The organism is Pantoea sp. 1.19 (assembly GCF_001922585.1).
GTDB lineage: Bacteria > Pseudomonadota > Gammaproteobacteria > Enterobacterales > Enterobacteriaceae > 1-19.
Window position 1 is genome coordinate 297482 of record NZ_MRBS01000001.1, and the last position, 22909, is coordinate 320390.

The 22909-nt window shown below is 57.9% G+C and carries 18 protein-coding genes and 7 tRNA genes; 3 read left to right on the forward strand and 22 right to left on the reverse strand.

The genetic code is table 11. The features are described from left to right. Nucleotides 1–25 precede the first annotated feature (25 nt). The 10 genes from BS626_RS01685 to miaB all read right to left on the reverse strand — a co-directional run bounded on the left by BS626_RS01685 (nucleotide 26) and on the right by miaB (nucleotide 10321). A complete protein-coding gene (locus BS626_RS01685) occupies nucleotides 26–961 on the reverse strand; it encodes a nucleoside hydrolase (RefSeq protein ID WP_075180672.1) in 936 nt (311 codons plus the stop codon). A 108-nt stretch (nucleotides 962–1069) separates the two neighbouring features. Beyond that, on the reverse strand, nucleotides 1070–1795 hold the full coding sequence (locus BS626_RS01690) for an amino acid ABC transporter ATP-binding protein (protein ID WP_075180673.1): 726 nt from the start codon (nucleotides 1793–1795) through the stop codon (nucleotides 1070–1072). Next, nucleotides 1792–2469, reverse strand: a complete 678-nt coding sequence (gene gltK / locus BS626_RS01695) for a glutamate/aspartate ABC transporter permease GltK (protein ID WP_075181105.1) — start codon at nucleotides 2467–2469, stop codon at nucleotides 1792–1794. The genes BS626_RS01690 and gltK overlap by 4 nt, the downstream gene beginning before the upstream one ends. Beyond that, complete coding sequence (locus BS626_RS01700; RefSeq protein WP_075180674.1) at nucleotides 2469–3209, reverse strand: amino acid ABC transporter permease; 741 nt, start codon at nucleotides 3207–3209, stop codon at nucleotides 2469–2471. Before BS626_RS01700 ends, gltK begins: the two co-directional genes overlap by 1 nt. A gap of 159 nt (nucleotides 3210–3368) precedes the next feature. Further along, nucleotides 3369–4298 carry an amino acid ABC transporter substrate-binding protein gene (locus BS626_RS01705; protein WP_075180675.1) on the reverse strand — a complete coding sequence of 310 codons (930 nt, stop codon included), beginning with the start codon at nucleotides 4296–4298 and terminating at the stop codon, nucleotides 3369–3371. A 362-nt stretch (nucleotides 4299–4660) separates the two neighbouring features. Next, complete coding sequence (lnt, locus tag BS626_RS01710; RefSeq protein WP_075180676.1) at nucleotides 4661–6193, reverse strand: apolipoprotein N-acyltransferase; 1533 nt, start codon at nucleotides 6191–6193, stop codon at nucleotides 4661–4663. A 7-nt stretch (nucleotides 6194–6200) separates the two neighbouring features. After that, on the reverse strand, nucleotides 6201–7079 hold the full coding sequence (gene corC, locus BS626_RS01715; RefSeq protein ID WP_075180677.1) for a CNNM family magnesium/cobalt transport protein CorC: 879 nt from the start codon (nucleotides 7077–7079) through the stop codon (nucleotides 6201–6203). A gap of 77 nt (nucleotides 7080–7156) precedes the next feature. Then, the gene (ybeY, locus tag BS626_RS01720) at nucleotides 7157–7630 is read right to left on the reverse strand and encodes an rRNA maturation RNase YbeY (RefSeq protein WP_075180678.1); all 474 of its coding nucleotides are present in this window, start codon (nucleotides 7628–7630) and stop codon (nucleotides 7157–7159) included. Continuing rightward, nucleotides 7627–8688, reverse strand: coding sequence for a PhoH family protein (locus tag BS626_RS01725; protein WP_075180679.1), 1062 nt, complete (start codon nucleotides 8686–8688; stop codon nucleotides 7627–7629). The genes ybeY and BS626_RS01725 overlap by 4 nt, the downstream gene beginning before the upstream one ends. 208 nt (nucleotides 8689–8896) lie before the next feature. Continuing rightward, nucleotides 8897–10321, reverse strand: a complete 1425-nt coding sequence (gene miaB / locus BS626_RS01730) for a tRNA (N6-isopentenyl adenosine(37)-C2)-methylthiotransferase MiaB (protein WP_075180680.1) — start codon at nucleotides 10319–10321, stop codon at nucleotides 8897–8899. A gap of 184 nt (nucleotides 10322–10505) precedes the next feature. Here miaB and ubiF point away from each other — a divergent pair, with 184 nt between their 5' ends. Further along, nucleotides 10506–11678 (forward strand): 3-demethoxyubiquinol 3-hydroxylase, encoded by a 1173-nt coding sequence (gene ubiF / locus BS626_RS01735; protein ID WP_075180681.1) that lies wholly within the window; start codon nucleotides 10506–10508, stop codon nucleotides 11676–11678. Nucleotides 11679–11795: 117 nt separating this feature from the next. Here the strand turns inward: ubiF and BS626_RS01740 are convergent. The 12 genes from BS626_RS01740 to nagB form a co-directional block, all read right to left on the reverse strand. Further along, nucleotides 11796–11870 (reverse strand) — tRNA-Gln (locus BS626_RS01740). Nucleotides 11871–11894: 24 nt separating this feature from the next. Continuing rightward, nucleotides 11895–11969: transfer RNA gene (locus BS626_RS01745), tRNA-Gln, on the reverse strand. A 28-nt stretch (nucleotides 11970–11997) separates the two neighbouring features. After that, nucleotides 11998–12072, reverse strand: a tRNA-Gln gene (locus tag BS626_RS01750). 7 nt (nucleotides 12073–12079) lie between these two features. After that, nucleotides 12080–12156: transfer RNA gene (locus tag BS626_RS01755), tRNA-Met, on the reverse strand. Between the two features lie 48 nt (nucleotides 12157–12204). Continuing rightward, a tRNA-Gln gene (locus tag BS626_RS01760) sits at nucleotides 12205–12279 on the reverse strand. Nucleotides 12280–12302: 23 nt separating this feature from the next. Continuing rightward, nucleotides 12303–12387, reverse strand: a tRNA-Leu gene (locus BS626_RS01765). Between the two features lie 10 nt (nucleotides 12388–12397). Beyond that, nucleotides 12398–12474 (reverse strand) — tRNA-Met (locus BS626_RS01770). Between the two features lie 218 nt (nucleotides 12475–12692). Further along, on the reverse strand, nucleotides 12693–14360 hold the full coding sequence (gene asnB, locus BS626_RS01775; protein ID WP_075180682.1) for an asparagine synthase B: 1668 nt from the start codon (nucleotides 14358–14360) through the stop codon (nucleotides 12693–12695). A gap of 300 nt (nucleotides 14361–14660) precedes the next feature. Continuing rightward, nucleotides 14661–15413 (reverse strand): HAD-IIA family hydrolase, encoded by a 753-nt coding sequence (locus BS626_RS01780; RefSeq protein ID WP_075180683.1) that lies wholly within the window; start codon nucleotides 15411–15413, stop codon nucleotides 14661–14663. Nucleotides 15414–15426: 13 nt separating this feature from the next. Next, on the reverse strand, nucleotides 15427–16647 hold the full coding sequence (locus BS626_RS01785) for an N-acetylglucosamine repressor (protein ID WP_075180684.1): 1221 nt from the start codon (nucleotides 16645–16647) through the stop codon (nucleotides 15427–15429). A 7-nt stretch (nucleotides 16648–16654) separates the two neighbouring features. Further along, nucleotides 16655–17803, reverse strand: coding sequence for an N-acetylglucosamine-6-phosphate deacetylase (gene nagA / locus BS626_RS01790; RefSeq protein ID WP_075180685.1), 1149 nt, complete (start codon nucleotides 17801–17803; stop codon nucleotides 16655–16657). A gap of 86 nt (nucleotides 17804–17889) precedes the next feature. After that, a complete protein-coding gene (gene nagB / locus BS626_RS01795; protein WP_075180686.1) occupies nucleotides 17890–18690 on the reverse strand; it encodes a glucosamine-6-phosphate deaminase in 801 nt (266 codons plus the stop codon). A 355-nt stretch (nucleotides 18691–19045) separates the two neighbouring features. On the opposite strand from nagB, the gene nagE reads away from it, so the two are divergent. Together nagE and glnS are read left to right on the forward strand one after the other, a co-directional pair. Continuing rightward, complete coding sequence (gene nagE / locus BS626_RS01800; protein ID WP_170870430.1) at nucleotides 19046–21076, forward strand: N-acetylglucosamine-specific PTS transporter subunit IIBC; 2031 nt, start codon at nucleotides 19046–19048, stop codon at nucleotides 21074–21076. Between the two features lie 158 nt (nucleotides 21077–21234). Next, nucleotides 21235–22902 (forward strand): glutamine--tRNA ligase, encoded by a 1668-nt coding sequence (gene glnS / locus BS626_RS01805; protein ID WP_075180688.1) that lies wholly within the window; start codon nucleotides 21235–21237, stop codon nucleotides 22900–22902. Nucleotides 22903–22909 lie beyond the last annotated feature (7 nt).

A 22909-nucleotide genomic window follows, 5' to 3' on the forward strand; every position in this document is an offset into this window, starting at 1 on the left:
ACAGGGCGGCTTGCCGCCCTGAGGGTTAACCGTAGCGGGCAAGGCGCGCCAGCATCAGCGCCACAAACCCCTCCCTGTCGATTCGCGTCAACACGTTGACGTTCGGCTCGCGACCGGTTTGTCGCGCGGTGTCCACTACGCTCATGCCGCTGGTCAGCGCGCCCTGCGTCTCAACGCCGACCCACAGACGTTCCGCAGTAAACAGTTCCGGCGCCAGCAGCCAGGCGACGGCGGTCGGATCGTGCATCGCGGCGCCCGGCAGCGGATGTGCGGCCTGGCGATCGCGGGGCAGCAGAAAATCGAGCAGCTCAGCCACCGCCAGCGCGACCGGGTTATTCAGCGCGCGCACGGCGGCGCACTCTGCGGGCAGCAGGCAGGCCTGGTGAGTCACGTTGAGTCCGGCCATCACCAGCGGCACGCCGCTTTGCAGCACGCGATCTGCCGCTTCCGGGTCAGCATAAAAATTGAACTCCGCAACCGGGGTGACGTTACCCATTTGGATGCCGCCGCCCATCAGCACCACACAGGCAATCTGAGCGCGCAGCGTCGGATACTGCATCAGCAGCAGCGCAATATTGGTCAGCGGTCCCGTGGCGATCAGCGTCAGCGGTTCCGGCGAGTCGCGCAGCAACCGTGCCATCATTGCCACTGCGTGCTCCTGCTCAACCTCACGCGCGGCGGGCGGCAGTTGCAGGGTGCCGAGACCGCTGTCACCGTGCACCTCCGGCGCGGTGATTGCCTGACGCAGTAGCGGTCCCGCCGCGCCGGCGGCCACCGGAATATCCGCACGGCCCATCAGGGTCAGTAATCCGAGAGCATTGTGCAAGGTTTTGCTCAGCGTCTGGTTGCCGGCGCACACGGTGACCGCGCGGATATCCAGCTCCGGCGCGCGCAGCGCCAGCGCCAGCGCAATGGCGTCGTCGATACCGGGATCGCAATCGAAAATGACAGGTCGCGTCATGGTCTCTCCATGTCTCTATGTCTTAATCAGGTAGTCGGAAAGCGTGACGTGAAAAACGGCAGCAGGCAAGGGCATGACGTGCGCACCTTGCGGTGCGCACGCCGCACGTCAGTGCAGGATCTTGGCTAAAAAATCCTTCGCGCGTTCGGATTGCGGATGGGCAAAAAACGCATCCTTAGGCGAGTCTTCAATGATTTTTCCCTCATCCATGAAAATCACCCGGTCGGCCACCTTCCGCGCAAAGCCCATCTCATGCGTGACGACCATCATGGTCATTCCCTCATTGGCCAGCTCAACCATGACGTCCAGTACCTCATTAATCATCTCCGGATCCAGCGCCGAGGTGGGTTCATCAAACAGCATCGCCACCGGATCCATGCACAGCGCACGGGCGATCGCTACGCGCTGCTGCTGACCGCCGGACAGCTGGCCGGGATGTTTATTGGCGTGGGCTGATAAGCCAACGCGCGCCAGTAGTTTCAGGCCTTTTTCGCGCGCTTCGGCTTTGTCTCGCTTTAACACTTTGACCTGCGCCAGCGTCAGATTGTCGACGATGCTCAGATGAGGAAACAGCTCGAAGTGCTGGAAAACCATGCCGACCCGTGAACGCAACGTAGCGAGGTTCGTTTTCTTGTCGGTCACCTCGGTGCCGTTGACCTCAATCGACCCTTGCTGGATAGGCTCCAGGCCATTCACCGTTTTGATCAGGGTTGATTTACCGGAGCCGGAGGGACCGCAGACCACCACCACTTCCCCCTTTTTCACCTCGGTGGAACAATCCGTCAGCACCTGAAAGTGCCCATACCACTTAGAAACATTTTTCAGGGAAATCATTGTACTGTCCTTTTCTTCAAGTAGCTGACCAGCAGAGAGGCGCTGATACTGATAACGAAATAGACCAGGCCGGCAAACAGCACCATCTCAACCTGGGTACCGTCGCGCTCGCCAATGGTGGTCGCGGTACGGAAGAAATCTGCCAGGCTCAGGACGTAAACCAGCGAGGTGTCCTGAAAGAGTACGATGCCCTGGGTTAATAGCAGCGGTACCATGGCGCGGAAGGCCTGCGGCAAAATGATCAGCCGCATGCTTTGCCACGGGGTCATGCCCAGCGCCAGCGCGGCGTTGCCCTGGCCGCGCGAAATGCTGAGGATGCCGGCGCGAATGATTTCCGAGTAGTACGCGGCTTCAAACAGCGCGAAGGCCACCATCGCGGAGATGAGACGGATATCGGTTTTTGGCGACAGCCCCAGCACCTTTTGCAGCAGACTGGGCACCACCAGATAGAACCACAGCAGCACCATCACCAGCGGTACCGAGCGAAACAGATTAACGTAGAGGCGGGCAAACCAGCTGACTGGTTTAAAGGTAGAGAGACGCATTACTGCCAGCAGCGTCCCCCAGAGAATGCCGAATACCACGGCCGTCACGGTGATTTTTAAGGTGACCGTCAGTCCGTTAAGCAGGTAGGGCAGGCTGGGAGGAATAGAACTCCAGTCAAAATCGTACATCATTTACCTCCCATATTGCCGGGTACGCGCACTTTGCGCTCCACCAGGCTCATCAGGCCCATGATCACCAGGTTAATGGCAATATATGCCAGGGTAATGGCGGTAAAGGATTCGTAGGCGTGCGCCGAATAGTCCAGCAGCTTGCCGGCCTGTGCGGCCATATCCACCAGGCCGATGGTTGAGGCAATCGCTGAGTTTTTCACTAAGTTGAGCATTTCCGAGGTCATCGGTGGCACTATCACCCGATAGGCATTCGGCAGCAGCACATAGCGATAGGTCTGCGGCAGCGTTAAGCCCATCGCCAGACCGGCATTTTTTTGCCCCTTTGGCAGCGACTGGATCGCGGCACGCACCTGTTCGCAAACGCGTGCGGCGGTGAACAGACCGAGGCAGACCACCGAAGAGGCGAAAAACTGAATATTGGGATCCAGCTCGGCTTTAAACCACATCCCGAGATCTTCCCCCACCAGCTCCGGCGCCACCAGATACCAGAAAAAGAACTGTACGATGAGCGGCACATTACGAAACAGTTCGACGTAGCAGGTGCCAATCCCCGCCAGTAATTTACTGGGAGTCGTGCGTAGGATGCCGAAGAAGGATCCGACGAAAAATGCGATCAGCCACGCGCAAACCGAGACGGCGATGGTGACCTGAAATCCTGACCATAGCCAGCCCAGGTAGGTAGTGTTGCCGAAGGGGGCTTCCTGTAAAAATATCCCCCAGTTCCAGTCAATTCCCATACAGCTCTCCGGTAAAAAAAAGGGTAGCAGCGCTACCCTGAAATGAAGATTGATCGATGACCACTGTTATTGCGTCGGCGGGGGAACGGCCCGCCCACGCTCAGTCTGTCCCGGGCCTGATGCAATCATCGGGCGGGCAGCATACTGCCCTGATTGTTATTAATTTAAGGCTTTGTCGTTCGGCGATGTAAACAGGGTTTTCATATCGTCAGACAGATCGAAGTTCAGGTTAACATTCTTCGGTGGGATCGGATTTTTGAACCATTTATCGAACCACTTCGCTGCTTCACCCGAGGTTTGCGCACCGGCGATGGTCTCATCCATCAGGGCTTTAAAACCCGGATCCTCTTTGCGCAGCATACAGCCGTAGGCCTCATGGGATTGTGGCGTGCCGACGATATCCCAGTTGCCCGGTTTCTTCGCCTTGGCTCGCTCACCGGCCAGCAGCGCATCATCCATCATAAAAGCGACGGCGCGTCCGGTTTCCAGCGTGCGGAACGAATCTCCGTGATCTTTGGCACTGATGATGCGCATCGCCATTTTCTTCTCATCATTCAGCTTGTTCAGCAGCACCTCAGAGGTGGTACCGGAGGTGACTACCACCGTTTTGCCTTGCAGGTCGGCAAAGTCTTTGATCGGACCACCTTTCTTAACCAGCAGGCGGGTGCCGACTACGAAAATCGTGTCGGAGAAAGCGGCCTGTTTCTGGCGTTCAAGGTTGTTGGTGGTTGAACCACATTCAAAATCGTAAGTGCCGTTTTGCAGCAGGGGGATGCGGTTTTGCGAGGTAATGGGGATCATCTTCACCTGCAGATCCGGCTTGTTCAGCTTTTTCTTGATCGCGTCGACGATGGCGTTGGAGTAGTCCTGAGAGTACCCCACGACCTTTTGCTGATTGTCGTAGTAGGAAAAGGGCACGGAGGATTCACGGTGCCCCACCACGATCACGCCGTTCTTCGCGATTTTATCCAGCGTTGCGCTCTGGCCACTGCTGGCCGCGGCGGATTGAGTGGGTGCGTCCTCAGCATGAGCGATACCGGAGGCCAGTGCCACCACGGCCAGGCTTAGCCCCAGTTTCTTCAGTTTCATGTGCCAACTCCTTATTCCAGTGGTCAGGCGCAGAGTGTCTGCACCGGGTGTCGTTGTGTGTGCCGCTGTATCGTTTTTTTCCAAAGCAGAGCCTGCTTTGACACTCAATACCATAGCCGATTGTTAACATGATGAAACAAGAAAGTTTCTTTTTTGCGACCGCTACCGCACCGTCATGAAGCAATATTTACCGCTGTGCGCCATCGTGGGGCAGATAGCGCCTCGACAGGGGGCAACTACGCCGCTCAGCGGCGTACGCGGTCGCTCAGGATGAGTGCGACAGAGTTAATGCAAATGGTGTGCCAGGTGAAAATAAGGCGAGGGTACGGCCCGCGGCGCTGGCGCTGCGGGCCGGGGGGGGGTTAGCGTCGGGCGCGGCGCCAGCCGAGCAGAGACAGCGCGGCGAACAGGGCGGTCAGGCTCCAGATACCGGCGTGCCCTATGCGCGCCCAGGGCGTCAGCCCGCGGGTAGGGATCACATCGGCAGTGAGCACGTCGCGAGTAAACTGTGGCAAACTGGCGCTGACGTTACCGCGCGCGTCTATCACGGCGGTGATGCCGTTATTGGTGCTGCGCAACAGGGGCCGCCCCAACTCAAGCGCGCGCATCCGCGCCATCTGGAAGTGCTGCCACGGACCGATCGAATGACCAAACCAGGCATCATTTGAGAGGGTCAGCAGGAAATCCGTATCGGGGCGGAAGTTATCGCGCACCTGTTGCCCCAGCACGATCTCGTAGCAGATTGCGGCGGTCAGCGCGTACCCGTCAACCCGCAGCTGCGGTTGAACGTAGGCTCCCCGGCTAAACGAGGACATCGGCAGATCGAAAAACGGCGCCAGCGGGCGCAGCAGCGACGCCAGCGGAACGAATTCGCCGAACGGCACCAGATGGTTCTTTTGATAGCGATTGCCAGCAAAGTAGTTATAGGGGCGTTCGCCGCCCAGCACGATAATCGAGTTGTAGTCGTGATACTGATTCTCTTCGACGCGCGAATCGACAATGCCGGTGATGATGCTGCTGCCGGCCTGCCGCAGCTCGTTATCCAGCGAGTGCAGGAACGGCTGCTGATTGGATTCCAGATCCGGAATTGCCGATTCCGGCCAGATGATCAGCGGGGTCTTCCCCATCCACGGACGGCTTAGCTGGGTGTAAATGCGCAGCGTATTGATCAGATTTTGCGGGTCCCACTTCATCGACTGGGCAATGTCGCCCTGCACCAGCGCCACCTGAACTTCACGCTGCGGCTGCGGGGTGAACCAGTCAATGTAGCGCAGCGGCCACGGCAGCAGCAGCAGCGCCAGCGCGGCCAGCGCGCCGGCGAGGCGCCTCGCCGCCAGCGCCCAGGTCAGCAAACCGGCAATGATCATCAGCAGGAAGGTGATCCCTTCTACCCCCAGCAGGGGGGCAATCCCTTTCAGCGGTCCGCTAATTTGCGAGTAGCCAAACTGCAGCCACGGGAAGCCCGTTAGCACCCAACCACGCAGGAACTCTGTGAGTTGCCATAGCGCCGGCGCGGCGAGCGCCAGCCGCCACAGCGTGGTGCGAGGAAACAGGCGGCTCAGCAGCCCGGCAAACAGGGCCGGGTAGAGCGACATAAATGCGGCCAGCAGTGCCACCAGAAACAGGTTAACCGCTTCCGGCATGCCGCCAAAGGTCGCAATGCTGACCCAGACCCAGTTGATGCCGGTGCCAAACAGTCCCAGGCCCCAGGCAAAGCCCAGCCAGGCGGCCTGCCGACCGCGACGGTTCAGCGTAACGGCCAGCAGCCCCACCAGGGAGAGCAGGCCGGCCGGCCAGCAATCGTAAGGCGAAAACGCCAGGGTGCCGCAGGCACCCGTGAGCACGGCCAGCGGGGTACGAACCCGCTGGCGATTCAGCAGAGAAGCAATAGCCATGGCGGCATCAGTTTTCCAGTGAGGGGGGCGTGGAGTCGTCCGGAATTTTAACGTGTACCTGAATAATGCGGCGGCTGTCAGCCATCGCCACTTTGAACTGGTAACCGTCGATATCGATGCTCTCGCCGCGCGCCGGCAGATGGCCAAAGCCCTGCATCACCAGGCCGCCGATGGTGTCGACTTCATCATCGCTGAAGTGGGTACCAAATACCTCGTTAAAATCCTCGATCGGCGTCAGGGCGCGCATGGTATAGGCGTGACGGCTGAGCTGACGAATATCGCTTTCTTCCTCGTCGTCGTATTCATCTTCGATTTCGCCGACGATGAGCTCAAGGATATCTTCAATGGTGACCAGGCCGGAGACGCCGCCAAACTCATCAATCACCAGCGCCATGTGATAGCGCTGCTGACGAAATTCTTTTAGCATCCGATCGACGCGCTTGCTTTCCGGCACCACAACCGCCGGGCGCAGCACTTTTTCCATACTGAACGCATCGGCATCGCTGCGCATAAACGGCAGCAGATCCTTGGCCATCAGAATGCCTTCGACGTGATCCTTGTCTTCACTGATCACCGGAAAGCGCGAGTGGGCGGATTCGATGATCACATCCAGGCACTCATCCAGTGTCTGGCTGCGTTTCAGCGTGACCATTTGTGAACGGGGGATCATGATGTCGCGGACGCGCTGTTCGGCAATGTCCATTACCCCCTCCAGCATGTCACGGGTATCCGGATCGATCAGGTCGTTCTGTTCTGAATCGCGAATCAGTTCCAGCAGGTCTTCACGGTTTTTAGGCTCACCGTGGAACAGCTGATTAAGCAGCAGGCTAAAAAAGCCCTTTTTACTACTGGGACTGTCGCTGTTCTGAGAATGGTCGTCGCTCATGGCGTTGTGTAATTATCACTCATGTTGTTGAAAAGGCTGCCCGCAGTGGCGGGCAGGTCGGGATCTGGCACGGCGCCTCAGGGCGCCTCTTTCTCCGAAATGTACGGGTCGGGATAACCAAGAGCAAGCATTATCTCTGTTTCCAGCGACTCCATCTCTTCGGCTTCCTCGTCTTCAATGTGGTCGTAGCCGAGCAAATGCAGGCAGCCGTGAATGACCATATGCGCCCAGTGGGCCTCCCGCGCTTTGTGCTGTTCGTCGGCTTCCTGCTCAACGACCTGGCGGCAGATGATCAGATCGCCCAGCAGCGGCAGCTCAATGCCCGGTGGTGCCTCAAACGGGAAGGAGAGCACGTTAGTGGGCTTGTCCTTACCGCGATAGGTGTGATTCAGCATCCGGCTTTCCGCCTCATCCACGAGGCGCACGGTCACTTCACTCTCGTCCTGAAACTGGCTGAGTACTGCGTTAAGCCAGCGCTGAAACTCGGCTTCGGCGGGCAGCCCGTCTGCGGAGGCACAGGCCAGCTGCAGATCCAGGGTGACCTGACTCATTTGCTCACCTGCGCTTCAGTCTGCTCAGCAGAGGCTTCCCGGCGGCGCTCCTGAGCGGCGGCATCGCGCTTGCGCTGGTCGGCCTCTTCCCACACCTCGTAGGCGTTAACGATGCGGGCGACCACCGGGTGACGGACCACGTCTTCGCTGTGGAAGAAATTGAAGCTGATGTCGTCCACTTCGGACAGCACCTCTATGGCGTGACGCAGGCCCGATTTCATGTGGCGCGGCAGGTCAATCTGCGTCACGTCACCGGTCACCACCGCTTTCGAATTAAAACCGATGCGGGTCAGGAACATTTTCATCTGCTCGAGGGTGGTGTTCTGGCTTTCATCGAGAATGATAAAGGCATCGTTTAGCGTCCGTCCGCGCATGTAAGCCAGCGGGGCAACCTCAATCACGTTACGTTCAATCAGCTTCTCGACGCGCTCAAAGCCCAGCATTTCAAACAGGGCATCGTACAGCGGGCGCAGATAGGGATCGACCTTCTGACTGAGATCGCCGGGCAGGAAGCCAAGCTTTTCTCCGGCTTCTACCGCCGGACGGGTCAGCAGAATGCGGCGAATCTCCTGACGCTCCAGCGCATCCACCGCGGCGGCGACCGCCAGATAGGTTTTGCCGGTGCCCGCCGGGCCGATGCCAAAACTGATATCGTGGTCGAGAATATTGGCGATGTACTGCGCCTGATTTGGCGTGCGCGGCTTAATGACGCCGCGCTTGGTTTTGATGTGTATCGCTTTACCAAACTCCGGCACGCTGTCAGCGGTCTGTTCGAGCACGCGACTCTCTTTGATCGCCAGGTGAATCTGCTCCGGATCGATATCCGGGATTTCGCCGCGCACCGGCGCGGTATCGACGTAGAGATGCCGCAGGATATTCACGGCGGCGTGAACGCACAGCGCACGTCCCGCCAGCTTAAAGGCGTTGTCGCGGCGATTAATCTCGATGCCCAGACGGCGCTCCAGCTGTTTGATATTGTCATCAAACGGGCCACACAGGCTGAGCAGCCGGGCATTGTCGGCGGGTTCAAGCTGAAATTCTACGGTTTCGATGTTCAAACTAATCCTTACGGTCACACAGGGCCAGGTTGAAAAAAAAGGGGGCGTCAGGACGGCGGCGCGGCCTGGCGCTAAACACAGTATTTATGGGCGTCGGACGTGACGCAAGTCGTCAGGCAGATATTTGGGTGCCGGACTGAGAAAGCAAGAGCAAGATGATGAAAAGACTGGGCGGATCGCAGAGATCCGCCGCAGTTTGGGCGCAGCATCAGGGCTGGAACGTACCCACGCCGATCTCGTTTTCTTTGCGCGTGCGCGCGATAACCGAGGCCGGCGATTCGCTGACGCGCAGCCCCATTTCCGCCTCGGTACGTACCACTTTACCGCGCAGCGAGTTTGGATAGACGTCGACGATTTCGACATCGACGAATTTACCGATCATTTCCGGGGTACCTTCAAAGTTGACCACGCGGTTATTTTCGGTGCGTCCGGAGAGTTCCATCACGTTCTTACGTGAGGTGCCTTCCACCAGAATACGCTGGACGCTACCCAGCATCCGGCGGCTCCACGCCATCGCCTGCTGGCTAATGCGCTCTTGCAGAATATACAGGCGCTGCTTTTTTTCCTCTTCGCTGACGTCATCCGGCAGGTCGGCGGCCGGCGTACCGGGGCGGGCAGAGTAGATAAAGCTGAAGCTCATATCGAAGTTGACGTCGGCAATCAGCTTCATGGTCTGCGCAAAGTCATCGGCGGTCTCACCCGGGAAGCCGATGATGAAGTCCGAACTGATCTGAATATCCGGCCGCGCGTCGCGCAGCTTGCGGATGATCGCTTTGTACTCCAGCGCGGTGTGCGCCCGTTTCATCAGCGTCAGAATGCGATCGGCGCCGCTCTGTACCGGCAGATGCAGGAAGCTCACCAGCTCCGGCGTATCGCGATAGACCTCGATGATGTCGTCGGTGAACTCAATCGGATGGCTGGTGGTGAAGCGGATGCGGTCAATGCCGTCGATTGCCGCCACCAGCCGCAGCAGCTCGGCAAAGCTGCAAATGTCACCATCAAAAGTGGGGCCGCGGTAGGCATTGACGTTCTGGCCCAGCAGATTGACCTCACGCACGCCCTGTGCTGCCAGCTGCGCAATCTCCAGCAGGATATCATCGCACGGGCGGCTCACTTCTTCACCGCGGGTGTAAGGCACCACGCAGAAGGTACAGTATTTGTTGCAGCCTTCCATTATCGAGACAAACGCGGTCGGGCCTTCAGCACGCGGCTCCGGCAGGCGATCGAATTTTTCGATTTCCGGAAAGCTGATGTCGACGACCGGGCTTTTTGAGCCGCGTACGGTATTGATCATTTCCGGCAGCCGGTGCAGGGTTTGTGGCCCGAACACGATGTCGACATAGTGCGCGCGCTGACGAATGTGATCGCCTTCCTGCGATGCCACGCAGCCGCCCACGCCGATGATCAGATCCGGATTACGCTCTTTGAGCGTTTTCCAGCGTCCGAGCTGGTGGAAAACTTTTTCCTGGGCTTTTTCGCGGATAGAACAGGTATTGAGCAGCAGAATATCCGCTTCCTCGGCTTGCTCCGTCAGCGTGTAGCCGTGCGTGTTCTCCAGCAGGTCAGCCATCTTGGATGAGTCGTACTCATTCATCTGACAGCCCCAGGTTTTAATATGCAGTTTTTTTGTCATCGACTTGCCATTTGTCATGCAGGAAGGAATGCAGGGCGCGTATTGTAATGCTTTGGCGCTGTTGTGACCAGCGTAGCGGCGTCGGATTGGTGGAGAAAATCCGCTACACTGTGCCTCATCAGGCACGACGAAGCCACTGCCGCCGCGGCAGGGCATTTTTCGTCCATCACACAAGGATAGCAACATGACTGACCCGCATTTTGATATCGTCGTCGTCGGCGGCGGCATGGTCGGCGGTGCCCTGGCGTGCGGACTGGCGCAGCAGGGGTTTCAGGTAGCGGTGCTGGAGCGTGAAGCGCCGCCCCCCTTTGACGCCGATGCGCCGCCAGATGTCCGCATCTCTGCCATCGGCAGTCGCTCGGTGGCGCTGCTGAAACAGCTGGCGGTCTGGCCGCGGGTTGAAGCGATGCGCCTCGCGCCGTACCGCAAACTGGAGACCTGGGAGTGGCGCAGTGCGGCGGTAAACTTTGATGCGTCGCTGCTTGGGCTGCCCGAACTGGGCTACATGGTAGAGAACGGCGTTCTGCAGCAGGCGCTGTGGCAACAGCTGCAGCAGGATGGCGTCACGCTGCGCTGCCCGGCCAAACTGACCGGCCTGAGCGAGGGCAATGATGGCTGGCATTTGCAGCTGGCCGACGGCGAGTGCCTCCGCGCGCGGCTGGTGATCGGCGCCGACGGGGCTAACTCGCTGGTGCGTCAGCTGGCCGGCATTGGCGTACACGGCTGGAACTATACCCAGTCGTGTATGCTGATTACCGTACAGGGCGACCAGCCCGCCGGGGATTGTACCTGGCAGCAGTTTACGCCGGAGGGGCCGCGGGCACTGCTGCCGCTGTTTGGTCACTGGGCGTCGCTGGTGTGGTACGACCGCCCGGCGCGCATCCGACAGCTGCAGGCAATGAGTATGCCGCAGCTGCAGCAGGAGATTGCTAACCATTTTCCGGCGCGAGTAGGGCGGGTGACGCCGGTGGCCGCCGGCAGTTTTCCACTGACCCGCCGACATGCCAGCCGCTACGTGCTACCCGGGCTGGCGCTGGTCGGCGATGCCGCGCATACCATCAATCCGCTCGCCGGACAGGGGGTGAATCTGGGGTATCGCGACGTGGATGCGCTGCTGGAAATTCTGACAGAAGCGCGCAGTCGCGCGGAGAACTGGGCATCGGAAGCGGTGCTGCGCCGCTATCAGCAGCGACGTCGGTTGGACAATACGCTGATGCAAAGCGGCATGGATGTGTTCTATTTCGCCTTCAGCAATCGCATTGCGCCGCTTAAGGTCCTGCGCAACCTGGGGCTGATTGCTGCCGAACGCGGCGGGGTGCTGAAACGACAGGCGCTGCGCTACGCGCTGGGGCTGTAGAACGTTTGCCTTCATCGGCCGCGGCTGTCGTCGACGGCGCGGCCGTTTTTTAGCGCAAACGGCGGTGCGGCTGTAGCGCGCGGGCGTCCGGGTGTATTCTGGCAACAGGGGACAGTATGGCTGGGGTACCTGGATTCGAACCAGGGAATGCCGGTATCAAAAACCGGTGCCTTACCGCTTGGCGATACCCCATCAGGATAGAACAGGAGAGAAAAGTGGCTGGGGTGCAGGGATTCGAACCCCGGAATGCCGGAATCAGAATCCGGTGCCTTACCGCTTGGCGACACCCCAACAGGTGTAAATCAAATTGTAGCAAAGATGGCTGGGGTACAGGGATTCGAACCCCGGAATGCCGGAATCAGAATCCGGTGCCTTACCGCTTGGCGATACCCCAATTAAAATGGTGGCTACGACGGGAATCGAACCTGTGACCCCAGCATTATGAGTGCTGTGCTCTAACCAGCTGAGCTACGTAGCCTTATACTGCATACCCTGATGATATGGGGGTCATCACGGTCTTAAAAAGTGGCTGGGGTACCTGGATTCGAACCAGGGAATGCCGGTATCAAAAACCGGTGCCTTACCGCTTGGCGATACCCCATCCGTGCAAGCCGCTGACGGAAATGGTGCGGGAGGCGAGACTTGAACTCGCACACCTTGCGGCGCCAGAACCTAAATCTGGTGCGTCTACCAATTTCGCCACTCCCGCAAAAAAAAATTGGTGGCTACGACGGGAATCGAACCTGTGACCCCAGCATTATGAGTGCTGTGCTCTAACCAGCTGAGCTACGTAGCCATCTTTTTTTCGCGCTACCTTCATCGGCGTTGCGGGGCGCATTATGCGGAGTTGGTCTGGCAGCGTCAACACCTTTTTTAGCGTTTTTCACCGCGCCGGTGCCGTTTGTCTGGCATTTAAACAGCCTGGCGATTTTATCGTCAGTTTTGGCTTGAAAACGGGGCGAGAATAAAAAAACGAGCCGCAATGGCTCGTTTTTTAACACGCGAATCAGCAGCTTATTTATAAGCAGACTGATGGACACCGACCGCACGGCCGGAAGGATCGTCCATGGTTTTAAACGCTTCGTCCCACTCAATCGCCTTCGCCGAGGAGCAGGCGACGGACGGGCCGCCAGGGACGCACTCTGCGGCACTGGGCACCGGGAACAGCGTTTCAAACAGCTCACGGTACAGATAGCCCTCTTTTGAGGTGGGCGTGTTGTACGGGAAGCGGAAGTGGGCCGTTTGCAGCTGCTGATCGCTCACCTGTTGGGCCGCCACTTCTTTCAGCGTATCAATCCAGCTGTAGCCGACGCCGTCAGAGAACTGCTCTTTCTGACGCCAGGCGACGCTTTCCGGCAGGTAGGAGGCAAAACATTCACGCAGAATGTGTTTTTCCATTTTACCGTTGCTGCCGCACATCTTATCCGCCGGGTTGATGCGCATCGCCACGTCGAGGAATTTTTTATCCAGGAAGGGCACGCGGGCCTCCACGCCCCAGGCGGACATCGCTTTGTTGGCGCGGGCGCAGTCAAACATGTGCAGCGCCTGCAGCTTACGCACGTTCTCTTCGTGAAACTCTTTGGCGTTTGGCGCCTTATGGAAGTAGAGGTAGCCGCCAAAGACTTCGTCGGCGCCTTCACCAGAGAGCACCATCTTGATGCCCATCGCCTTAATTTTACGCGACATCAGGTACATCGGCGTGGATGCGCGGATGGTGGTGACGTCATAGGTTTCAATGTGATAGATCACATCGCGGATGGCATCCAGCCCTTCCTGCACGGTGAAATGAATTTCGTGGTGCACGGTACCCAGATGATCAGCAACCGCTTTCGCCGCTTTCAGGTCCGGTGAACCTTCCAGCCCTACGGCAAAGGAGTGCAGCTGGGGCCACCAGGCATCACTTTTATCCTGATCTTCTACGCGCTTAGCCGCATACTTCTTGGTGATCGCCGAGATGATGGAAGAGTCGAGCCCGCCGGACAGCAGCACGCCATAAGGGACGTCCGACATCAGGTGGCTTTTGACCGACTCTTCCAGCGCGTCTTTCAGCATCGCCGGGTGAGTGGTGTTGTGCTCAACCGCCGCGTATTCCATCCAGTCACGCTGCCAGTAACGGCGGATTTCTCCGTCGCTGCTGGAGAGGTAGCTTCCCGGGGGAAACTCTTTGATGCTGCGGCAGACCGGCACCAGCGCTTTCATCTCCGAGGCGACAAACAGGTTGCCGTGCTCATCATTCCCCATGTACAGCGGAATGATGCCGATGTGATCGCGTCCGATCAGATACTGATTTTTCACGCTGTCATACAGAATAAAGGCAAACATCCCCTGCAGGTCATCGAGGAAGTCGACGCCTTTTTCCTGATACAGTGCCAGAATCACTTCGCAGTCGGATCCGGTCTGGAAATCGTAGCGATCGCGCAATTCTGCGCGCAGCGCCTGATGGTTATAAATTTCACCGTTAACGGCAAGCACGTGCGTACGATCGGCGTTGTACAGTGGCTGAGCGCCGTTGTTGACGTCTACGATGGAGAGGCGCTCGTGCGCCAGAATCGCATGGTCATCGGCATAGACACCTGACCAGTCTGGGCCACGGTGACGCATCAGGCGGGAAAGCTCGAGGGCCTTTTTACGCAGTTCTGCCGGGTCAGTTTTTAAATCCAGCACGCCAAAAATCGAACACATAGACAAACTCCCTTACAACTCGGCGGTGATGCCGTTCCCGTCTGGCGCAGTGCGGCGTCGGGCGGGTCAGACGCATGATAATAACTGGCAGCGCGGTGACTGCCGGGGTGCTAATGAACATGCGGTAAATTTGCCGTTCATGCAAGTGATTTAGCTTCATGCTAATAAAATGTCGATTGCGTCGGCAGTATTATTAGAGGATGTTCAGTTTTAATGGGCTAAAATTAACGAAACGACAATTTTAGTCGCCGGGCGGGGTAGAGGGGGAGGCGGGCGCGCGAACGCGCCCGGTAGTGAAGATTAAAATATATCGATATCGGCTACCGACGGGAAAATCCAGCTGGGGCGAAACGGCATGGCATCGACATCGCTCAGGGTCGATACCCCCGACAGGACCAGGATGGTCTCCAGCCCGGCCTGAAAGCCGGCCAGAATGTCGGTACGCAGATTATCACCGACGATCACCGTCTCCTCGGAGTGCGCCTGCATCTTATTTAACGCGGCGCGGATGATCCACGGGCTGGGTTTCCCGACATAGAACGGTTTCCGGCCGGAAATTTTTTCGATGCCGGCGCACAGTGCCCCGCAGGCGGGAACAAAGCCGCGCGCGTGCGTATCGGGATTGGTGGCGATGAAGCGGGCGCCGTTGGCCACGAACCAGGCGGCTTTGTGCATCATTTCCCAGTTAAACGAGCGGGTCTCGCCGACGATAACAAAGTCCGGGTTGATGTCGGTGATGGTGAACCCGGCTTTGTACAGCTCGTGAATCAGCGCGCCTTCGCCGATGACATAGGCTTTCTTGCCCTCCTGGCGACGCAGGAAGTCGGCGGTGGCCATAGCCGAGGTGAAGAACGCACTTTCCGGCAGCTCGAGCCCGGCCGAGGCAAAGCGGTTGGCCAAATCCTGCCCGGTTTGTGAGGGGTAGTTGGTCAGCACCACCAGTGGCATATTTTTTTCAAGAATGCGGGCCAGGAATTCGCGCGCACCAGGTACGGCGGTATTATCGTGCATCAGCACGCCGTCGATGTCGCAAATGACATTTTTGATGGTCATTATTTTTCTCTCTTTATCCTTCGAGCAGGCGCTGCAGCAGCAGGCCGTTCAGCATGGCGCGCTTGGCGAGCGCAAAGGCACCGATCGCCGAACGGTGGTCCAGCGCAGAGCGCACCACCGGTAAATTTTTGCGGAAGGCCGCTAGCGTTTGCGTATTGATACAGCGCTCAATAGCGGGAAACAGCACATTGTCGGCTTCGGCGATTTCACCGGCGATAACGATTTTTTGCGGATTAAACAGGTTAATGGTAATGGCAATCGCTTTGCCCAGATGGCGACCAACGTGGTCAATCACCTCGCAGGCCAGCGCGTCGCTGCGCTGCGCCGCTTTACAAATCTCCTCAATCGTACAGTGCGCCGCGCTCAGCGAGGAGGGGTAGCCTTGCCGCAGCAGATGCTGCACCCGCTGCTCGATGGCGGTGTTTGCCGCCAGAGTTTCCAAGCAGCCAAAATTGCCGCAGTAGCAGCGCTCTCCCAGCGGATCGACCTGAATGTGGCCAATCTCACCTACGTTACCGTTACTGCCCAGGAAAATCTGTCCGTTAGTGATGATGCCCGCGCCGGTACCGCGATGCACCCGTACCAGAATAGAGTCGGCGCAATCCTGGCTGGCGCCAAAATAGTGCTCCGCCAGGGCCAGACTGCGGATATCGTGGCCAATAAAGCAGGTGACGTTAAAACGCTGTTCCAGGTGTGCTACCAGCGGCCAGTGGCCAACCTCAATGTGCGGCATATAGCGTATGACGCCGAGATGCGGGTCTACCAGCCCCGGCAATACCACCGAAATGGCAATCAGCTCGCGCAGCTTACGCTGGTGCTGCGTACAAAAAGCCTCAATGGCCATAAACAGCGCGTGCTCCAGCGTTTCCTGGGTGCGTTCCGGCAGGGGATAATCGGCCGAGGCCAGCACTTTCCCGCTAAGATCAAACAGGTTCAGGGTAGCGTCGTTGCGCCCGAGGCGGATGCCAATGGTATGAAAGCCGCGCGTTTCGGTAATGATAGAAATCGCGCGGCGACCGCCGGTGGAGGCCTGTTGCTCCACCTCTTTGATCAGGCCGCGCTCAATAAGCTGACGCGTGATTTTTGTCACGCTGGCGGGGGCGAGCTGGCTGGTTTCCGCTATCTGGATGCGGGAGATCGGCCCCTGTTGGTCTATTAGCCGGTAGACGGCCGCGCTATTTAATTGTTTTACCAGATCAACGTTACCAATTTGGGCCTGTCCGCCAGTGGTCATTCCAGAATTACTCGCTTAAGACGTCGTTACCATTAACAAACGTCTGGATAATGTGATAATCACGTGAAAACACCGTCAGGTTGGCCACTTTTCCGGCTTCTATACTGCCTAACGACTGTTCCACGCCGATGGCGCGGGCCGGGTAGAGAGTGGCCATTCTCAATGCTTCATCCAGAGCGATGCCAACATGTTCGACGCTGTTCTTCACGGCTTCGATCATTGTTAATGAAGATCCACTGAGAGTGCCGTGTTCATCTACGCACAGTCCGTCGCGACAGTATATGGTTTTATCAGCAAAAATGAACTGATCGATAGACGCCCCCGCTGCGGCGGTGGCATCCGTAACCAGCACTAATTTATCCCCTTTGATACGTTTGGCGGTGCGTACGTTGGCAAAGTCTACGTGCAGGCCATCGGCAATAATGCCGCACCAGACCTCCGGGGAGTCGAACAGCGTTCCGACCATCCCGGGCTCGCGGCCGCTGAGCGTGGACATGGCGTTATACAGATGGGTCGCAAAACGAATGCCGGCACGCACGCCGGCTTTCACCGCCGCCTGACCGGCGTTAGAGTGGCCGGCAGAGACCACAATGCCGGCGTCGCTTAGCTGTCGGATAACCGCAGGATCGACGTTTTCGGGGGCCAGGGTAACCTGAGCAATGACGTCAGCATTATCGCACAGCAACGTCACCAGGGCTGGCTCCGGCTGGCGAATCAGCGCCGCGTTGTGCGTGCCTTTTTTCTCGACGCTGAGCCAGGGACCTTCCAGATGCAGTCCCAGTACCTGGTGCTTATTTTGCACCATAAAAGCGCGGGTAACCTCAATGGCGCGCGCCATCAGCGCATCGCTGCTGGTGATCAGGGTCGGCAAAAAGCTGGTGCAGCCCGCCCGCTGGTTAGTTTGTTGCATGGTGCTCAGCGTGTCGACGCTAAGGGCATTAATATCGTCGTTGAACTGCACGCCACCGCAGCCGTTCAGCTGCAGATCGATAAAGCCGGGAGCGACCAGCGCGCCCTGCAGATCGCGTCGCGGAATGTCGGCCGGCAGCGCTGCCAGTGGACAGATTCGCTCAATCAGACCGTCATGAATAATGACGGCATGCTGGTCCAGAATCTCGTGGCCGGTGTAAAAACGGCCATTAAATAACGCGTACATAGTCACTCCCGGTATTTCAGATTGCTGACGTGCGCGGCAAGCCGCCGCGCGGGCGAACCGCTGCGCCTGGCGCAGCGGTCAGCGGATTACAGGTTGTTCATATTTTCCGCTTCCATCTCGCGGAAGTATTTTACAGTCTTCACTTTCAGCTCCATCGTGGCGCCCTCATCGCATACCACCACCGATTTGGGGTGCAGCTGCAGGCAGCTGATGGTCCACATGTGGTTGACGTTGCCTTCTACCGCGGCCTGCAGGGCCTGAGCTTTGACGTGGCCGGTCACCAGAATCATCACCTCTTCCGCATCCAGCAGCGTGCCGACGCCGACGGTCAGGGCATATTTCGGCACCTGGCTGACGTCGTCGTCAAAAAAGCGCGAGTTTGCGACGCGGGTGTCGTGGGTCAGCGTTTTGATGCGGGTACGAGACGATAGCGATGAGGCCGGTTCGTTAAAAGCGATATGCCCGTCATTACCCACGCCGCCCATAAACAGGTGGATTTTACCGTAAGCCCGAATTTTCTCTTCGTAGCGGCGACATTCTGCGTCAACGTCGGGCGCATTACCATTGAGAAGGTTGATATTTTCACGAGGAATATCAACGTGGTCAAAGAAATTACGGTGCATAAAGCTGTGGTAGCTTTCCGGATGGTCACTCGGCAGGCCGACGTACTCATCCATATTGAACGTCACCACGTGTTTAAAACTGACCTGGCCCGCTTTGTGCATCTCAACCAAATGTTTGTAAGCCTCCAGCGGGGTACCGCCGGTGGGCAAGCCCAGTACAAACGGACGTTCGGCGCTGGGGGCGAAGGCGTTGATGCGCTGCACAATGTGGCGGGCAGCCCATTTACCCACGTGCGTCGGGGTGGACAGGGGGATCAATCTCATGGAGCACCTCTTTATCACTGAACGGAATGGGTCAGGCACCTCCGCGCGACCGGATCATGCGCGGAGGCGACGGGGAGTGCAGGCGGACGGATCGGGAAGCCCGTGGTGGCCGACTGCTGCCCGGTTTTTTCAGATCATAAAATAAGTTTGCAGTTGTGGCTACATATGAAGCGACCCTTACGCAATTTATGGTGATAAAAATCACAAAAGGTAAGGTTTTAATTTGCGGGGCGAAATAAAATCTCTTTACACTTCGCCTGGCGCGTATAACTGTCATAATCCACCGTTGAAGACTGTGACCAAAAACTAACGACAACTTTAGCGGCCTGAGGATACATAGGGGGAACGAGTGAATATTTTAGGCTATCTACAAAAGGTTGGCCGGGCACTGATGGTGCCTGTGGCAACGCTACCGGCCGCCGCAATACTGATGGGGGTCGGTTACTGGATCGATCCTGTCAGCTGGGGCGGTGGCAACGCGCTGGCGGCGCTGTTTATTAAATCCGGATCGGCGATCATTGATCATATGTCGGTGCTGTTTGCCATTGGCGTTGCCTACGGGATGTCAAAAGATAAAGACGGTGCGGCTGCGCTCACTGGCTTTGTTGGCTTTCTGGTGTTGACCACCCTCTGTTCGCCGGCGGCGGTATCGATGATCCAGAAAATCCCGCTCGATCAGGTTCCCCCCGCGTTCGGCAAAATTGAAAACCAGTTTGTGGGGATCCTTGTCGGGATTATCTCGGCGGAAGTGTATAACCGCTTCAGCCAGGTCGAATTGCCTAAAGCGCTCTCCTTTTTCAGCGGTCGGCGACTGGTACCGATCCTTATCTCGTTTTTAATGATCCTCGTGGCGTTTATTCTGATGTACGTCTGGCCGGTGGTGTTCAGCGGACTGGTCAGTTTTGGTGAGCATATTCAGAAGCTTGGCTCCGCCGGAGCGGGCATCTACGCCTTTTTCAACCGGTTGCTGATCCCGGTCGGGCTGCATCATGCCCTGAACTCCGTATTCTGGTTTGACGTGGCGGGAATCAACGATATTCCGAAGTTTCTCGGTGGCGCGCAGTCGATTGCCAACGGTACCGGCATCGTCGGTATCACCGGGCGCTATCAGGCCGGCTTCTTCCCCATCATGATGTTTGGTCTGCCTGGTGCGGCGCTGGCGATCTATCACTGCGCCCGCCCGGAGAATAAGGCCAAAGTACTGGGGATTATGCTGGCCGGCGCGTTTGCCGCTTTCTTTACCGGCATCACCGAGCCGCTGGAGTTCTCCTTTATGTTTGTCGCGCCGGTGCTCTATTTCCTGCACGCGGTGCTGACCGGTATCTCGGTGTTTATCGCCGCCAGCATGCACTGGATTGCCGGTTTCGGCTTCAGCGCCGGCCTGGTGGACTTAATGCTGTCGACCCGTAACCCGCTGGCGACCCACTGGTATATGCTGATTCCACAGGGCCTGGTGTTCTTCGTCATTTACTACGGGGTGTTTCGTTTCACCATCAAAAAATTCAATCTGCTGACCCCGGGGCGCGAGCTGGCGACCAGCGGCGATGAGGCGGATGGTTATGACGTTAACGTGGATGCCTCCCACCGCGGTGAATCGGAAACTGATGGCCTGGCGCGGAAATATATCGCTGCCGTTGGCGGTTCGGACAATCTGACGAACATTGATGCCTGTATTACCCGCCTGCGCCTGAACGTGAAGGACAGCAGTGAGGTAAACGAAGGACTGGCCCGGCGGCTGGGCGCTTCCGGCGTCATTCGTCTCAACCACACCAGCGTACAGATCATTGTTGGCACCCGGGCGGAAACCATCGCCTCGGCGATGAAAAACGTACTGGCAAAAGGGCCGATCGCGGCGGCGGGGCAGGGGGCGGCAGCCTCCGTTGCTCCGTCTCCGTCTCCGGCTGCCACCGCACAGGCCGCTTCAGCCATCGTTGAGACGCTGCTGGCGCCGGTGAGCGGAGAGGTTGTGGCGATCGATCAGGTGCCCGATGAGGCTTTTGCCAGCAAGGCGGTTGGCGATGGCCTGGCTATCAAGCCGACCAGCGCCACCGTGGTTTCCCCGGCGGCCGGGACGGTCGTTAAAATCTTCAATACTAACCACGCCTTCTGCCTGGAGACCGACGCCGGCGTTGAAGTGGTGGTGCACATGGGGCTGGATACCGTGGCGTTGGAAGGGAAAGGCTTTCGCCGACTGATTGAAGAAGGGGCCACCGTCACCGCCGGTCAGCCGGTGCTGGAGATGGATCTCGACTATCTCAACGCCCACGCCCGCTCCATGATCAGTCCGGTGGTGGTCAGCAACATTGATGATTACGTCGGAATCAACCTGATGGCAGGGGGCAGCGTCATTGCCGGGGAAACCCCGCTGTACCAAGTGAAAGGCTAACTCTCGCGCGGGCAGTGAGCAGGGCAGGGAGCACTCCCTGCCCTTTTTTCATCGTCAGCGGTAACAAACGGTTGTTTCCCTTGCTGAGTTTGTGGATCATAATCCGTTATTTCTGCGCCTGAATCACAGGCATTCGCATACGCATCGAGGAATTTGTAATGAGTGAGGCTGAAGCCCGCCCAACCAACTTTATTCGTCAGATTATTGACGAAGACCTGGCGAGCGGTAAGCACAGCAGTGTGCACACCCGCTTTCCCCCCGAGCCCAATGGCTATCTGCACATCGGCCATGCCAAATCTATCTGTCTCAACTTTGGCATCGCACAAGATTACCAGGGACAATGCAATCTGCGCTTTGATGACACCAATCCGGTGAAAGAGGATATGGAGTTCGTCGAATCGATCAAGCGCGACGTGCAGTGGCTCGGTTTCCAGTGGTCTGGCGATGTGCACTACTCCTCTGATTATTTCGATCAGCTGTATCTTTACGCCGTCGAGCTGATTGGCAAGGGTCTGGCCTATGTCGATGAGCTGACGCCGGATCAGATCCGCGAGTATCGCGGTACCCTGACCCAGCCGGGTAAAAACAGCCCGTATCGCGATCGCAGTGTGGAAGAGAACCTGGCGCTGTTTGAGAAAATGCGGGCCGGTGAGTTCGCCGAAGGTACGGCCTGCCTGCGCGCCAAAATCGATATGGCGTCCACCTTTATCGTGATGCGCGATCCGGTCCTGTACCGCATTAAATTTGCCGAGCATCACCAGACCGGCAACAAGTGGTGCATCTACCCGATGTATGACTTTACCCACTGCATTTCCGATGCGCTGGAAGGCATTACTCACTCACTGTGTACGCTGGAGTTTCAGGATAACCGTCGGCTGTACGACTGGGTGCTGGACAATATCTCGATTCCGGTACATCCGCGCCAGTACGAATTTTCCCGCCTGAATCTGGAATATACCGTGATGTCGAAGCGTAAGCTGACGCAGCTGGTAACAGAGAAGGTGGTGGAAGGCTGGGATGATCCGCGCATGCTGACCGTCTCCGGCCTGCGTCGCCGCGGCTATACCGCCGCGTCGATTCGCGAATTCTGCCGCCGAATTGGCGTCACCAAGCAGGATAATATCGTGGAGATGGCGTCGCTGGAGTCTTGCATTCGCGACGATCTGAATGACAGTGCGCCGCGCGCGATGGCGGTGCTCGATCCGGTCAAGGTGGTGATTGAAAACTTCCCTGCCGGTCAGGAAGTGCTGATTGCAATGCCTAACCACCCCAATCAGCCGGAGATGGGCACGCGCGAAGTGCCGTTTAGTCGCGAGCTGTGGATTGACCGCGCCGATTTCCGCGAAGAGGCGAATAAGCAATATAAGCGCCTGGTGTTGGGTAAAGAGGTGCGCCTGCGTAACGCGTATGTTATTCGCGCCGAGCGCGTGGCGAAAGATGAAGCGGGCAACATCACCTGCCTGTACTGCACCTATGATGCCGACACCCTGAGTAAGGATCCGAGCGATGGCCGCAAGGTAAAAGGGGTGATCCACTGGGTCTCGGCAGAGCATGCGCTGCCGGCAGAGTTCCGCCTGTACGACCGCCTGTTCAGCGTGCCGAATCCGGGTGCTGAAGCGGACTTTCTGTCGGTGATTAATCCTGAGTCACTGGTCATTCGCCAGGGATTTGTCGAGCCGGGTCTGCAGAACGCGGCCGCAACGATGCCGTATCAGTTTGAACGCGAAGGCTATTTCTGCGCGGACAGCGTCTGGTCGGCCCCCGGTAAGCTGGTGTTCAACCGCACCGTTGGGCTGCGCGATACCTGGGCTAAAATCGGCGGATAATCGCCGG